Origin of the sequence: Trabulsiella guamensis ATCC 49490, from assembly GCF_000734965.1 — a bacterium.
GTDB classification, from domain to species: domain Bacteria; phylum Pseudomonadota; class Gammaproteobacteria; order Enterobacterales; family Enterobacteriaceae; genus Trabulsiella; species Trabulsiella guamensis.
This window is the reverse complement of sequence record NZ_JMTB01000022.1, coordinates 1-14,463: the sequence shown is the minus strand read 5'-3', so window position 1 is coordinate 14,463 and position 14,463 is coordinate 1. Positions and strand designations below refer to the sequence as shown.

At 54.9% G+C, this 14,463-nt stretch carries 11 protein-coding genes; 5 read left to right on the top strand and 6 right to left on the bottom strand.

The features are described from left to right. Positions 1-180 precede the first annotated feature (180 nt). The 5 genes from narI to GTGU_RS01865 all read right to left on the bottom strand — a co-directional run bounded on the left by narI (position 181) and on the right by GTGU_RS01865 (position 8,622). Complete coding sequence (gene narI, locus GTGU_RS01885) at positions 181-858, bottom strand: respiratory nitrate reductase subunit gamma (protein ID WP_038153819.1); 678 nt, start codon at positions 856-858, stop codon at positions 181-183. After that, positions 858-1,568, bottom strand: a complete 711-nt coding sequence (gene narJ / locus GTGU_RS01880) for a nitrate reductase molybdenum cofactor assembly chaperone (RefSeq protein WP_038153817.1) — start codon at positions 1,566-1,568, stop codon at positions 858-860. The genes narI and narJ overlap by 1 nt, the downstream gene beginning before the upstream one ends. Further along, entirely contained in the window at positions 1,565-3,100 is a 1,536-nt protein-coding gene (gene narH, locus GTGU_RS01875) for a nitrate reductase subunit beta (RefSeq protein WP_038153816.1), read from the bottom strand. The genes narJ and narH overlap by 4 nt, the downstream gene beginning before the upstream one ends. After that, entirely contained in the window at positions 3,097-6,840 is a 3,744-nt protein-coding gene (locus GTGU_RS01870) for a nitrate reductase subunit alpha (RefSeq protein ID WP_038153815.1), read from the bottom strand. Before GTGU_RS01870 ends, narH begins: the two co-directional genes overlap by 4 nt. A 390-nt stretch (positions 6,841-7,230) precedes the next feature. Beyond that, positions 7,231-8,622 (bottom strand): NarK family nitrate/nitrite MFS transporter, encoded by a 1,392-nt coding sequence (locus tag GTGU_RS01865; protein WP_038153814.1) that lies wholly within the window; start codon positions 8,620-8,622, stop codon positions 7,231-7,233. Positions 8,623-8,934: 312 nt separating this feature from the next. Here GTGU_RS01865 and narX point away from each other — a divergent pair, with 312 nt between their 5' ends. Continuing rightward, on the top strand, positions 8,935-10,731 hold the full coding sequence (gene narX / locus GTGU_RS01860; RefSeq protein ID WP_038153813.1) for a nitrate/nitrite two-component system sensor histidine kinase NarX: 1,797 nt from the start codon (positions 8,935-8,937) through the stop codon (positions 10,729-10,731). After that, positions 10,724-11,374 (top strand): two-component system response regulator NarL, encoded by a 651-nt coding sequence (gene narL / locus GTGU_RS01855; RefSeq protein ID WP_038153811.1) that lies wholly within the window; start codon positions 10,724-10,726, stop codon positions 11,372-11,374. Before narX ends, narL begins: the two co-directional genes overlap by 8 nt. On the opposite strand, the gene GTGU_RS01850 is transcribed toward narL, so the two are convergent. After that, positions 11,375-12,790, bottom strand: a complete 1,416-nt coding sequence (locus GTGU_RS01850) for a YchO/YchP family invasin (RefSeq protein ID WP_051857276.1) — start codon at positions 12,788-12,790, stop codon at positions 11,375-11,377. 171 nt (positions 12,791-12,961) lie between these two features. On the opposite strand from GTGU_RS01850, the gene GTGU_RS01845 reads away from it, so the two are divergent. From GTGU_RS01845 to GTGU_RS01835, 3 genes are all read left to right on the top strand, one after another. Then, entirely contained in the window at positions 12,962-13,510 is a 549-nt protein-coding gene (locus GTGU_RS01845; RefSeq protein WP_156964001.1) for a YbhB/YbcL family Raf kinase inhibitor-like protein, read from the top strand. A 98-nt stretch (positions 13,511-13,608) separates the two neighbouring features. Beyond that, on the top strand, positions 13,609-13,959 hold the full coding sequence (locus GTGU_RS01840) for a DsrE/DsrF/TusD sulfur relay family protein (RefSeq protein ID WP_038153806.1): 351 nt from the start codon (positions 13,609-13,611) through the stop codon (positions 13,957-13,959). 248 nt (positions 13,960-14,207) lie between these two features. After that, positions 14,208-14,453 carry a DUF1883 domain-containing protein gene (locus GTGU_RS01835; protein ID WP_038153805.1) on the top strand — a complete coding sequence of 82 codons (246 nt, stop codon included), beginning with the start codon at positions 14,208-14,210 and terminating at the stop codon, positions 14,451-14,453. Positions 14,454-14,463: the final 10 nt, after the last annotated feature.

Genomic DNA, 14,463 nt, shown 5'->3' with positions numbered 1-14,463 from the left:
CCATCACTTCTCAATAAATTCTATCCGGCTTTGCGACCCTGTTTTCCCTGGTGACGCTACGCTTACCGGGGCTACAAAAACACCGCCACGAATTGTAGGCCGGGTAAGGCGTAGCCGCCATCCGGCAAACCGCCATAAAAAAACCCCGCCGGAGCAGGGTTCAGTGGCGTTCAAGGCGTGTTAGCGCCGTGCGCGAACAATCTGATATTTACGTGTCAGATATTCAACCGGCGCACTCCAGATATGCACCAGTCGCGAGAACGGGAACAGCACAAACAGCGTCATCCCCAGCACCAGATGTACGCGGAACACAAACGCCACACCTTCAAGATGCGCCGACGCGCCCCCGTGGAAGGTCACCACGGATTGCGCCCAGCCGACCAGCTTCATCATCTCGCTGCCATCCATATGCTGCGCCGAGAACGGGATCGTCAGCAGGCCCAGCGCGCACTGTATCATCAGCAGAGAGAGGATCAGGATATCCGCCGTTGTTGTGGTAGCGCGAACTCGCGGGCTGAATAATCGGCGTTTCAGTAGCATCAGACCACCAACCAGCGTCATCACGCCGCAGGCGCCGCCCGCGATCATCGCCATTTTCTGTTTTACATCGATGGGCAGAAACGCCTCGTACATCCAGTGCGGCGTCAGCATCCCCAGGAAATGTCCGGCGAAAATCCCCAGGATCCCAAAGTGAAACAGATTGGACGCCATGTTCATGCCCTTGCGGTCGAGTATCTGGCTGGAAGAGGCGCGCCAGCTGTATTGCCCATAGTCATAACGCAACCAGCTACCCACCAGAAAAACCGTGCCCGCGATGTAGGGATAAATGTCGAAGAAGAACATAGTAAGGAATGACATTAGTGCTGCCCTCCGTTAGAGATTTCCAGATATTGCGGGGCGACGGCGCCTGCAAAACGACGCTGGTGCGCAGAGATTTCAGATTCACCACAGGCCTGATCGGCAAAGAACTTCACCTGTTCTTCTTCCCAGACGGCATCCAGCGCCTGCGGGGTATCGTCACGTGCTTCCGTGGCGATTTTCTCTGCCACTTTATCGCTGTCGATGTCGGTACTGGCCAGCGTCAGCAGTACATCAAACAACACTGCATAGCGGCTGTCGCGCTGGCTCAGACGCGCACTCAATAACGCCAGAATCGGTGCAATATCCTGCAGGCCGCCAATGGCCTCACGCTCAGAGAGTTGCCCCAGATATTCCAGATAGAGCGGTAGATGGTCCGGCAGCTCGCGGCTGTCGAGCTGAAGACCGTGCTGCTCATACTGTGCCATCAGGTCAACCATCGCCTGGCCCCGGTCACGGGATTCACCGTGAACATGTTCAAACAGCAGCAGCGACGTGGCGCGACCACGATCGAACAGCTCGCTGTAAGTCGCCTGTGCATCCAGTAAATCCTGAGTAGTGAGATCGCGCAGGAAAACGGCCAGTTTTTGCGATTCCGCTTTTGCCAGTTTTTCTGACGACGCGAGTGCGTCGAAAAGCTCCTGTTGATGCTGCCACAAGGCAGCATCCGGGTATTCGAGCAGACGCGCGACGATGACGAGTTCAATCATTGGTGCGGCTCCGTTTTACTGGTCACATCGATGGCATCAATGCGGCGACTGTTGAACAGGTTGAATTTTGTATCAGCGCCGTGGCAACCATCGCCAAAGCTGAACCCACAACCGCTTTTCTCCGGGAACGCGTCACGCGCCAGTTCACGGTGGCTGCTCGGGACCACAAAACGGTCTTCGTAATTGGCGATCGCCAGATAACGGTACATTTCTTGCGCCTGCGCTTCCGTCAGACCAACCTCTTCCAGCGCGCGGGTATCGTTCACACCATCTACTGTTTCTGCGCGTTTGAAATGACGCATCGCCAGCATACGCTTCAGCGCTCGCAGTACCGGCCCGGTATCCCCTGCGGTCAACAGATTCGCCAGGTATTGCACCGGAATACGCAGACTTTCAACGTCCGGCAGAATGCCGTTGCTGCCGAGTTCACCCGCATCTGCGGCAGACTGAATCGGTGACAATGGCGGCACGTACCAGACCATCGGCAACGTGCGGTATTCCGGGTGCAGCGGTAACGCCAGCTTCCAGTCCATCGCCATTTTGTAAACCGGAGACTGCTGCGCCGCGTCAATCACGCTTTGCGGGATGCCGTCTTCCAGCGCCTGGGCGATCACTTGCGGATCGTTCGGGTCGAGGAACACCTCCAGCTGACGCTGATACAGATCTTTCTCGTTTTCAGTACTGGCCGCGTTTTCAATGGCATCCGCGTCATACAGCAGCACGCCGAGGTAACGAATACGGCCTACACAGCTCTCAGAACAGACGGTCGGCATACCCGCTTCGATACGCGGATAGCAGAAAATGCACTTCTCAGATTTACCGCTCTTCCAGTTGAAGTAGATTTTTTTGTATGGGCAACCAGTAATGCACATACGCCAGCCGCGGCACTTGTCCTGGTCGATCAACACAATGCCGTCTTCTTCACGCTTATAGATAGCGCCGCTCGGGCAGGTCGCCACACACGCCGGGTTCAGGCAGTGCTCGCACAGGCGCGGCAGATACATCATGAAAGTGTTTTCGAACTGGCCGTACATCGCCTTCTGCATGTTCTCGAAGTTCTGGTCTTTGGCGCGTTTTTCGAACTCGCCACCCAGAATCTCTTCCCAGTTCGGGCCGCTGGTTATCTTCTCCATCCGTTGACCGGTGATCAACGAACGAGGACGAGCGATCGGCTGGTGTTTGCTTTCCGGCGCGGTATGCAGATTCTGATAGTCGTAATCAAACGGCTCGTAATAGTCCTCAATGCCTGGCAGATGCGGGTTGGCGAAGATTTTACCCAGCAGCATGGCGCGGTTGCCCATACGCGGCTGTAGCTTGCCATTGATTTTACGGATCCAGCCGCCCTTCCATTTCTCCTGGTTTTCCCAGTCATTGGGGAATCCGACGCCAGGCTTACTTTCGACGTTGTTAAACCAGGCGTATTCCATACCTTCACGGCTGGTCCAGACGTTTTTACAGGTGACTGAGCAGGTGTGGCAGCCGATGCATTTATCGAGATTCAGCACCATGCCGACTTGTGAACGAATTTTCATTTTACGCTCTCCTGTACCTGGTCATTACCTTCGCCGTCTAACCAGTTAATGTTCTTCATTTTACGTACCACCACGAACTCATCGCGGTTAGATCCTACGGTGCCATAGTAGTTAAAACCGTAGGCCAGTTGGGCATAGCCGCCGATCATGTGGGTCGGTTTCGGGCTGATGCGGGTAACCGAGTTGTGGATCCCGCCGCGCTGACCAGTAATTTCCGATCCCGGTAGGTTCACGATGCGTTCCTGTGCGTGATACATCATGGTCATCCCGGCCGGAACGCGCTGGCTGACCACCGCACGAGCGGTTAAGGCGCCGTTGCTGTTGAACACTTCGATCCAGTCGTTATCTTCGATCCCCAGATCTTTCGCATCGGCTTCGCTCATCCAGACGATCGGTCCGCCACGTGACAGCGTCAGCATCAGCAGGTTATCGCTGTAAGTGGAGTGGATCCCCCACTTCTGGTGCGGCGTCAGGAAGTTCAGCGCCTTCTCTGGGTTGCCGTTGGATTTCTGACCCATCACCACTTTCACCGAGCGGGTGTCGATCGGTGGACGGTACACCAGCAGGCTTTCGCCAAAGTCGCGCATCCACTGATGGTCCTGATACAACTGCTGACGACCCGACAGCGTGCGCCATGGGATCAGCTCGTGAACGTTGGTGTAACCGGCGTTATAGGAGACGTGCTCGTCTTCCAGGCCTGACCAGGTCGGGCTGGAGATGATTTTGCGCGGCTGTGCCTGAATATCGCGGAAGCGGATTTTCTCTTCTTCTTTATTCGTTGCCAGATGGGTATGGTCGCGACCGGTAAATTCGCTCAGCGCCGCCCAGGCTTTCACCGCCACATGACCATTAGTTTCCGGTGCCAGAGTGAGGATCATTTCCGCCGCATCAATCGCCGTATTGAGCATCGGCTGGCCTTTAGCCGGACCGTCAGTTTTGGTGTAGTTAAGCTTACGCAGCAAATCCATTTCGCTCTGGGTGTTCCACGCAATGCCTTTACCGCCGTTGCCGATTTTCTCCATCAACGGACCGATTGAGGTAAAGCGCTCCCAGGTCGCCGGGTAATCACGCTCAACGACCATGATGTGCGGTGCAGTTTTGCCCGGGATCAGGTCGCATTCGCCTTTCTTCCAGTCTTTCACATCCAGTGGTTGCGCCAGTTCAGCGGCAGAATCGTGCTGAATCGGCAACGTCACGACGTCAATTTCTTGACCCAGATGCCCGATGCAGACTTCCGAGAATTTCTTCGCAATGTCTTTGTAGATATCCCAGTCGCTCTTCGACTCCCAGGCTGGGTCGACCGCTGCGGACAACGGATGAATAAACGGATGCATGTCCGAGGTATTCATGTCGTCTTTTTCGTACCAGGTTGCAGTCGGCAGCACGATGTCGGAATAGAGGCAAGTGCTCGACAGGCGGAAGTCCAGCGTCACCACCAGATCCAGCTTACCGTCGAGTCCGTTATCCACCCACTCCACCTCTTCCGGCTTCGCAGCGCCCTGCTTACCAAGGTCAACGCCCTGAATACCGTTCTCAGTGCCGAGCAGGTATTTCAGCATATATTCATGGCCTTTACCGGACGACCCCAGCAGGTTCGAGCGCCAGATAAACAGGTTGCGCGGGTGGTTTTTGCCGTTTTCCGGTTGCTCAGCGGCAAAACGAATTGTCCCTTCCTTCAGGGACTTCACGGTGTAATCCACCGGCGTCATCCCCGCTTTCTCGGCCTCAGCCGCGATACGCAGCGGGTTAGTCCCGAGCTGCGGTGCTGACGGCAACCAGCCCATGCGTTCGGCACGCACGTTGAAGTCGATCAGGTTTCCGCTGTAGCGGGATTTATCCGCCAGTGGCGACAGTAATTCCTGTGCAGATAACGTCTCATAACGCCACTGGCTGGAGTGGTTATAGAAATAAGAGGTACTGTTCATGTGACGCGCCGGACGCTGCCAGTCAAGGGCAAACGCCAGCGGCTGCCAGCCCGTCTGTGGCCGCAGTTTTTCCTGACCGACGTAATGCGCCCAGCCGCCGCCGCTCTGACCGACGCAACCGCAGAAGATCAGCATGTTGATTAGCCCACGATAGTTCATATCGAGGTGATACCAGTGGTTCAGGCCCGCACCAACGATGATCATCGAACGACCATGTGTCTTATCCGCGTTATCGGCAAATTCACGGGCAGTGCGGATAATTTGTGCGCGCGGCACGCCAGTGATCTGCTCGGCCCACGCAGGCGTATACGCTTTGAGTTCGTCATAACTGGTCGCGCAATTTTCATCATCCAGACCACGATCGAGGCCATAGTTAGCCATCGTCAGATCATAAACGGTGGTCACCAGCGCGACAGAGCCGTCGGCTAACGTCACACGTTTCACTGGCAGTTTATGTAGCAGGATGTTTTCCAGCTCGACGCTGTTGAAGTGCTCAGTGCCGTCACCGCCGAAATACGGGAAACCGACGCTGGCGATATCGTCATGGCTGCCGAGCAGGCTTAAGCGCAGCTGGATGTCTTCACCGGTGGTACCATCACGCTGTTCGAGGTTCCATTTGCCTTTATCACCCCAGCGGAAACCGATGGAGCCATTGGGAGCGGTCATATTACCGGCTTCATCCATGGCGACCGTTTTCCACTCCGGATTTTTCTCCTGGCCCAGGGCATCAACGAGATCAGCCGCGCGCAACGTGCGGCCCGGCGCATAGTAACCGTCTCGCGCTTCCAGCATCACCAGCATCGGCATGTCGGTGTAGCGGCGAACGTAGTCGGTGAAGTACTGGCTGGGCTTATCGAGATGGAATTCACGTAACATGACGTGGCCCATCGCCATTGCCATAGCGGCATCAGTACCCTGCTTCGGCGCCAGCCACAGATCACACAGCTTGGCGATTTCCGCGTAGTCTGGCGTAATCGCCACGGTTTTGGTGCCTTTGTAGCGCACTTCAGTAAAGAAGTGGGCGTCCGGGGTACGGGTCTGCGGCACGTTAGAGCCCCAGGCAATGATGTAGCTGGAGTTGTACCAGTCGGCTGATTCCGGCACGTCGGTCTGTTCACCCCATGTCTGCGGTGATGCTGGCGGCAGGTCGCAGTACCAGTCGTAGAAGCTCAGGCAGGTACCACCAATCAGAGACAGGTAGCGCGCCCCGGAGGCATAAGAAACCATCGACATCGCCGGGATCGGCGAGAAGCCTGCAACACGATCCGGGCCGTAGGTTTTCACGGTATAGACGTTAGACGCGGCAATCAGTTCATTCACTTCCTGCCAGGAGGAGCGCACGAAACCACCGCGACCACGTGCCTGCTTGAAGCTTTTGGCTTTGTCGACATCTTCGATGATAGAGGCCCAGGCGTTTACCGGATCGCTGTGCTGTGCTTTTGCTTCACGCCACATTTTCATCAAACGTTTTCGCATCAGCGGATATTTCAGGCGGTTCGCGCTGTACAAATACCAGGAGTAACTGGCACCACGCGGGCAACCACGCGGCTCATGGTTTGGCATGTCCGGACGGGTACGAGGATAGTCAGTCTGCTGCATTTCCCACGTCACCAGACCGTTTTTTACGAAAATCTTCCAGCTGCAGGATCCCGTGCAGTTTACGCCGTGAGTGGAACGAACCACTTTGTCGTGCTGCCAGCGCTGACGGTAGCCATCCTCCCAGTCCCGGTTGGTGTTAAGAAGCTGGCCGTGCCCATCGGCAAAGGTTTCGCCCTTCTGCTTGAAGTAGCGAAACCGGTCCAGGAATTTACTCATCGGGTTTCTCCTGTAAGGAGCCTGACGGCTCTCTGATAAGTCGACATTGCCTAAGTTGCTGCGAAAGTAACGTCCTGAAAGATGGGTGGAATTGATAACGATCAAGGCGGTTTGTGTTAACAACGCGCCTGAAACTGAAAGATACTCCCTGAGTGGTACGTTGCTTTATTTCTTAATTTATTGATTTATATTGTTTTTATGAGCATTCAGCTTACAGTTTGCTTTTATTAACCTTCGTCCGGGTATTAAGGGGTAGATCACCTCCCTGTCAGAACATTGTGTTACCGGGGTCACAGACCTGATAGTGTTGTTATCTCGATTAGTATGTTGTAACTAAATACAAATAAAAAAAGGCGCGGTTGCCCGCGCCAGGATAATCAAGAAGTCACTTTATTTTTTAGTTTTACGCCCGTATACCGCCCAGGTGATTACCACACAGGCAATATAGAACACGAGAAATACTTTCATGGCGCCCGCCGGAGAACCGGTAAGATCCAGCGAGGCACCGAAGGCTTTCGGGATAAAGAAGCCGCCAATAGCACCAATGGCGGAGATGAAGCCCAGCGCGGCAGCGGTGTCGGTTGCCGCTTCACGCATCGCTCTCTCTTCAGTACCCCCCTGCGCTTTCACACGCTCCATGGTTATCTTGCGGAAAATCAGCGAGATCATCTGAAAGGTAGACGCGCTCCCTAGTCCGGCCGTCAGGAACAGCACCATAAAGACCGCGAAGAAGGCGAGGAAATTACCCCCTTCTCCGTGGGTCGGCAGCGTCAGGAACAACAGCGCACAGAAGATAGCCATTACGACGAAGTTCACCAGTGTGACGCGGGTTCCCCCAAGTCGGTCAGAGATAGCGCCGCCGGTTGAACGTGCCAGTGCGCCGATAAACGGACCGAAGAACGCGTAATGCAGGATCTGCACATCCGGGAACTGCGTTTTCGCCAGCATCGCAAAGCCGGCAGAGAAACCGATGAACGAGCCGAAGGTCGCCAGATACAGCAGGCTCATGATCCACAAATGCCCACGTTTAAGCACCGGCAGCTGTTCGCTCAGGGATGCTTTCGACGCTGCCAGATCGTTCATGCCAAACCAGGCCGCGAGAGTGAAAATCACCAGCAGCGGCACCCAGACCCAGGCGGCGTTTTCCAGATACAGCATGGAGCCGTCCGGTTGTACTGCGCCACTGCTGCCAAAAAAAGCAAACATCGACAGCGAGACGACCAGTGGCGCAACCAGCTGCATCACGCTCACCCCCATGTTGCCGAGCCCGCCGTTAATCCCCAGCGCGCCGCCCTGTTTCTGTTTTGGAAAGAAGAAGCTGATGTTTGCCATGCTGGAGGCGAAGTTGGCGCCCGCAAAACCACACAGCAAAGAGATGATGACAAAGATGCTGAACGGTGTGGACGGATCCTGCACCGCAAAACCTAACCACACACAAGGCACGATCATGATACCGGTACTGAATGCTGTCCAGCGACGACCGCCAAACACCGGAACCATAAACGCATAAGGTACACGCAGCAATGCTCCCGAGAGCGCAGGCAGTGCGGTCAGCATAAACAGCTGATCAGTCGAAAACTGAAAGCCGACTTTATTAAGATTAACTGCCACAGCGCTGAATAACATCCATACGCAAAATGCCAGTAGCAGGCACGGTACGGAAATCCACAGATTTCGACTTGCAATGCGATGGCCGTTCTGCTGCCAGAATGCAGGATCTTCAGGACGCCAGTCAGTAATGACGGCACTGCTTGCCTTCTCCTCGACGGAAGAGTGACTCATAGACACCTCTGATTATGAATATCAACGGTGCAACATTGAGTTTTTCCGGTGACAGGTAAGTTGATATAAATCAAAGGAAAAGTTGGCGCAGAAAGGCGCGGAAAATGACTGTAATCCTTAGTGAGTAGACAATTACTCTTAAAAAAGTGTGGATTTTCACGTGGCTGATGCTACCCGATGTGTTTCTCCTCCTGAGTCACCTTCTGACGGCAATTAAGAGGTAATCCTTTTTGGGTATGGGTATACTCCGGGGGATACCGGACAATAGCGCAAGTCCGGGATAAATCCCCGGCTCAGGAGCCAGATTGCCCAATGCATAAACGTCGTTTTACACCGCTCACGCTGGTGAATCAACTGGTGCTGATCGTCCTGCTATCCACGCTGATTGGTGCGACAGGCATGACGATTTCTGCCCGTCTGGTCCATGGCGTTCAGGGCAGCGCACATGCCATTAACAAGGCTGGATCGCTGCGCATGCAGAGTTACCGCCTGCTGGCATCCATTCCGCTGACTGCAGAAGACCAGATTTTACTCGATAACATGGAAGCCACCGTTTTTAGCCCTGAGCTGGAACAGGCCGCCATTCGCGATGGTCAGGTGCCGCAATTGACCGCCCTGCAAAAATACTGGCAGGGCGAGCTGGCACCGGGCATGAAAAAAGCGCACAACCAGGAGACTGTCGCAGGCGACGTCGCGCGCTTTGTCAACCGCATCGACCAACTGGTGTACGCCTTTGACCATACCACCGAAGAGCGAATTAAAAGTGTAGTGTCGACCATGCGCTGGATGGTGCTGGTGATGGTGTTGCTGCTGATTTTTACCATCGTCTGGCTGCGTGCCCGGTTGATGCATCCCTGGCAACAACTGTTGCGCATGGCGCGAGCAGTGAGTCAGCGCGATTTTACCCAGCGTGCGCGCATCAGCGGGCGTAACGAAATGGCGACGCTCGGTATGGCGCTGAATAACATGTCCGAAGAGCTGGCGGAAAGCTATGCGGTGCTGGAACAACGCGTGCAGGAAAAAACCGCGCGACTGGAGCAGAAAAACGAAATTCTGGCGTTTCTCTGGCAGTCCAATCGCCGCCTGCACTCCGGTATTCCACTCTGTGAGCGTATTTCCCCGGTGCTGAATGATCTGCAGGCTTTAACACTGCTGCAGGACATCGAAGTGCGCGTGTATGACACCGAAGACGAAGAGAACCATCAGGAATTTACCTGCCATTCTGAAACCAGCTGCGACGAAAAAGGCTGCCATCTCTGCCCCCGCGACCTCCCTTCTGTCTCCAGAGGAGGGAGTACCCTGAAGTGGCGACTGGCGGATGCTCATAATCAGTACGGCATTCTGCTGGCGACGCTCCCGACGGGCTGCCATATGAGTCACGATCAGCAGCAACTGGTGGATACGCTGGTCGAACAACTGACCTCGACACTGGCGCTGGACTGGCATCAGGAAAAACAGCAGCAGTTGATCGTCATGGAGGAGCGCGCCACCATCGCCCGCGAACTGCATGACTCGATAGCGCAGTCGTTATCCTGCATGAAAATGCAGGTGAGTTGTCTGCAGATGAGGGGTGAGGCCCTGCCGCAAGAGAGCCGGGATCTGCTGGCACAAATCCGTAATGAGCTGAACACCTCCTGGGCGCAGTTGCGCGAGCTGCTAACCACCTTCCGCCTGCAATTGACTGAGCCAGGGCTTCGTCCTGCCCTGGAAGCCAGTTGCATCGAATACAGTGCGCATTTTGGTTTTAACGTACAACTGGATTACCAGCTACCGCCGCGTTATGTGCCGTCGCATCAGGCGATCCACGTACTGCAAATCGTGCGCGAAGCACTGAGCAATGCGCTTAAACATGCTCAGGCAACCGAAGTAAAAGTGACCGTCTATCAACAAGAAAATCAGGTAAAACTGGTCGTGGAAGATAACGGCTGCGGCGTACCGGATCACGCCGAACGCAGCAACCATTACGGTTTAATCATCATGCGGGACCGTGCGCAAAGCCTGCGTGGCGATTGCCAGGTGCGCCGGCGCGACAACGGTGGAACGGAAGTTGTCGTGACCTTTATTCCCGAAAAATCTCTCTCGTTACAACAAGGAGATATCTATGAGTAATCAGGAACGGGCAACCATCCTGTTAATAGACGATCACCCGATGCTACGCACTGGAGTAAAACAACTCATTAGCATGGCGCCGGATATTCAGGTGGTTGGCGAAGCCAGCAATGGCGATCAGGGCATTGAACTTGCTGAGTCGCTGGATCCTGATCTGATCCTGCTCGACCTTAACATACCGGGTATGAATGGCCTGGAAACTCTCGGCAAACTGCGCGAAAGAACGTTGTCAGGTCGTGTGGTGGTCTTCAGTGTGTCAAATCATGAAGAAGATGTGGTGACGGCCCTCAAGCGCGGAGCAGATGGTTATCTGCTGAAAGATATGGAGCCAGAAGATCTACTGAAAGCGTTGCAACAGGCCGCCGCTGGTGAGATGGTGTTAAGCGAAGCGCTGACCCCCGTGCTTGCCGCCAGCCTGCGCGCCAATCGCGCGACTTCCGACCGTGACGTCAGCCAGTTGACCCCGCGCGAGCGCGATATTCTCAAGCTCATCGCCCAGGGGCTACCTAACAAAATGATCGCCCGCCGCCTCGACATCACCGAGAGCACCGTCAAAGTCCACGTGAAGCATATGCTGAAAAAAATGAAACTGAAATCTCGCGTGGAAGCGGCAGTCTGGGTTCACCAGGAGCGCATCTTCTAATCATTCCAGTGGCTGTGATTGCCATGCGGGCGAACTGCTGCTGTCGGGGAATACCGTCAGCGGTTCTGTCGACGACAGCGTGATCTCATTGGATGAGACTCGCTGGCCTTTATTGTCTTCCACCACGACCGCCAGATGCCATTCGTATCTTGCCCCTTCGCTGTAATCCCAGGCAGGAATAATAATACTCCAGCCGTCGGCGCTCTCGCTGTCAACCGGCGGCGTCAGGCTTAACACCTGCGTATCACCCTGCCAGTGTAGCGCCCTGATACCATGCCGGCTGCGCACCTGTAGCTTCAGTTGAACCGCTTCCCCCGGCTGCAAATCCCACGGCGGCGTCGCCAGAAAGACCGACAACGTTTTCCGCTGACGATACTCCATTACCGGGAGCTCACTGCGCTCCGGGCTGTCATACCGGCTGCCCCGCAGCGATTTCGCTGCCGCCACTTCGCTGGACTGCAGTTGTTTTTTTAGCGGCACGCCAAAGCGGTAGTTAAGCTTCATGCCGAGGTTATTCTGACTGACGCCGTTTTCACCCTGTTTGTGCAGCGCGCTGATGGTCACCAGCGGCACTGGCGTATAATTTACCCCCAGCGATACTGCCATCGGGTCATGGTAGCCGGTACCGCTATGGAAGAGGTCTACGCTATCTCCGTAATATTGCTCAAGACTGACACTGGTGTTGATGTGCTGATAAAACGGTAAACGCGCCTGGGCGGTGAGATCATACCCGCGCGCCATCCGCTCCGACCGGGTGTCGCTACGCACACTCCAGTCGTTGAACGGTTGATAATAGTTGGCCGACAGCCGTAAATACTCACCCCATGCCTCGGCGCCAAAACCACCCCGCGCCAGATTTTCATCAAGCTGGTGATCATAAAAGGTGTTATAGCCCAGCAGCCAGTCACCCGCTATCCAGCGCTGGCCGATTCCTGCGTTGCTGACCAGACCGTCATCCTGTTGCGTGACGCCGACCTGGCTCCAGGTCAGATAACGGTTGTTATCCTGTAATGGCACAAACCAGTTGCCATGGCTGCCACTAAAGCCGCCGTTATCATCCACCGTCAGCGCCACACTGGCATTGCCCCACGGCGACAACAGCGTTTCCAGTTGTTGATTGACCTGCCCGCTCACTTCCGTGCGCAGTTTATCGAGAGCAAACAATTTCGCCTGCTCGTCGGTGGTCAGACCGTTATCTTCCATACTGGCCTCGCCAAAGGCTTTCGCCATTTCCGCCAGATGCCTGGCGCTGTCATCCTGCACGGGGGCAAGACCGAGATCGGGGAGATTGTCCTGGTTATTATCGAACGGGTTTTCCGCCTGCTGCATGAATGACGACGACGCACCCTCAACGCCTCCGGCCAGCAGCAGGAGTGATAACATCAACGGGGTGGCACGGCGGAATAAAAGAGACATCACGTTAGTTAATAAAAAGCAATGGGACGGTGTTATCGGACAAAACTGAAAGGTGAGTGTAGCGTGATCCTCACCCGGATTCGACCACCGGCCAAATTCCAGGATTTTTTCCACCTTTCTGGCGATGCGGCAACTACAGTTAATCCATAACTTCCTTAATGAGACTGCATGATGAAACCCATCCTTTACACCGCGCTGGCAAGCACGCTGCTGTGGAGCGTTGCATCACAGGCCAGTGAACTCTTTCAGCTACAATCCCCCGCCTTTGCCGATAATGGCCTGATGGACAAAAAGTTCGCCGGAAACAACAGCCAGAACGCGAACTGTACCGGGGAAAATATCTCTCCTGCACTGGTGTGGAGCAATTTGCCTGCGCAAACGCAAAGCCTGGTACTGGTGGTACACGACCCTGAAGGCGCGAAAGGCCTCGGCGTAACTCATCTGGTGGCCTATAACATCGCCCCTTCCGCCGCCGGGTTTGCCGAAAACGCCCTGCGCGACGGCAAAGGGTTTACTGGCGGCAAAAACACGCCCGGTACCGATCGCTGGTATGGTCCCTGTCCACCGCCGGGCAGCGGCGCACACCACTATACCTTTACATTAATAGCCACCTCGTTGCCGCCTTCTCTTCCTGCGGGGCTGACGCGTGAGCAGTTGTTCGACAAGGTCAAAGGACATGCGCTGGCCGCGACCGGGCTGATAGGCCGATTCGGACAGTAGTCCTGTCGCAGATCATGATGCGGCGTCTTAGCGTTTGGCTTCAACCTGGCGGCGCTGTAGCATTGCGTGACCTTATACTGTGTTGAACAGGAGTCATCATGCAACGTATTGTGATTATCGCTAACGGCGCTGCTTACGGTAGCGAATCGCTTTTTAACAGCCTGCGTCTGGCTATCGCGTTACGCGAACAGCAGGCATTGGATCTGAAATTGTTTTTGATGTCGGATGCTGTCACCGCCGGGCTGCGTGGTCAGAAGCCCGCCGAAGGCTATAACATTCAGCAAATGCTGGAGATCCTCACCGCGCAGAATGTGCCGGTAAAACTGTGCAAAACCTGTACTGACGGACGTGGTATTACCACGCTGCCGCTGATTGACGGTGTGGAAATCGGCACGCTCGTTGAACTGGCGCAGTGGACTCTGGCGGCTGATAAGGTACTGACATTTTAATTTTTGCTGCGTGCAGGTCTGTTTTCCGCATTATATTTTCAGCTGACGCGCTTTTTTCGCCGAAAGCAGTCGTCAGCTGAATGGTTTCAGGTGGAATGTCATTAATGTTTAATCTTTACCGCAAAATTTGATCAAAATCATCATCTCCACCCTCCCCCTTTGGTGTTATGCAGAGAGCGAAATGTGAACAGCATCACGCTCAGGAGTCGGTCGCAGGGAGCACTTGGCTTTATTCAACGGGGTAGAAAATGGCGCTGGTAAAAGCAAGTTTGACGTTATTTGGTGGGGATACGGTGGTGGTACGCTGCTCGGAGCGTTGCCATATTCATTTGATGAGCGCAAAGCATCGCGCCAGTGAAACACAAACAGACATTCTGAGCGTGCAAAACCGCGAGAATGCTTTCCTGACCGTACCCTACAGTGGTACGTGGAACGTGCTGATCGACAGCCACAGCCAGTCGCTGGAACACTCCATTAGCTACGTCGCAGCATAACGTTCAGGGC

What these genes read in the sequence shown, in the direction of transcription:
- narI (WP_038153819.1), bottom strand. Translation starts at nt 858, where the DNA reads ATGTCATTCCTTACTATGTTCTTCTTCGACATTTATCCCTACATCGCG.
- narJ (WP_038153817.1), bottom strand. Translation starts at nt 1,568, where the DNA reads ATGATTGAACTCGTCATCGTCGCGCGTCTGCTCGAATACCCGGATGCT.
- narH (WP_038153816.1), bottom strand. Translation starts at nt 3,100, where the DNA reads ATGAAAATTCGTTCACAAGTCGGCATGGTGCTGAATCTCGATAAATGC.
- GTGU_RS01870 (WP_038153815.1), bottom strand. Translation starts at nt 6,840, where the DNA reads ATGAGTAAATTCCTGGACCGGTTTCGCTACTTCAAGCAGAAGGGCGAA.
- GTGU_RS01865 (WP_038153814.1), bottom strand. Translation starts at nt 8,622, where the DNA reads ATGAGTCACTCTTCCGTCGAGGAGAAGGCAAGCAGTGCCGTCATTACT.
- narX (WP_038153813.1), top strand. Translation starts at nt 8,935, where the DNA reads ATGCATAAACGTCGTTTTACACCGCTCACGCTGGTGAATCAACTGGTG.
- narL (WP_038153811.1), top strand. Translation starts at nt 10,724, where the DNA reads ATGAGTAATCAGGAACGGGCAACCATCCTGTTAATAGACGATCACCCG.
- GTGU_RS01850 (WP_051857276.1), bottom strand. Translation starts at nt 12,790, where the DNA reads ATGTCTCTTTTATTCCGCCGTGCCACCCCGTTGATGTTATCACTCCTG.
- GTGU_RS01845 (WP_156964001.1), top strand. Translation starts at nt 12,962, where the DNA reads ATGAAACCCATCCTTTACACCGCGCTGGCAAGCACGCTGCTGTGGAGC.
- GTGU_RS01840 (WP_038153806.1), top strand. Translation starts at nt 13,609, where the DNA reads ATGCAACGTATTGTGATTATCGCTAACGGCGCTGCTTACGGTAGCGAA.
- GTGU_RS01835 (WP_038153805.1), top strand. Translation starts at nt 14,208, where the DNA reads ATGGCGCTGGTAAAAGCAAGTTTGACGTTATTTGGTGGGGATACGGTG.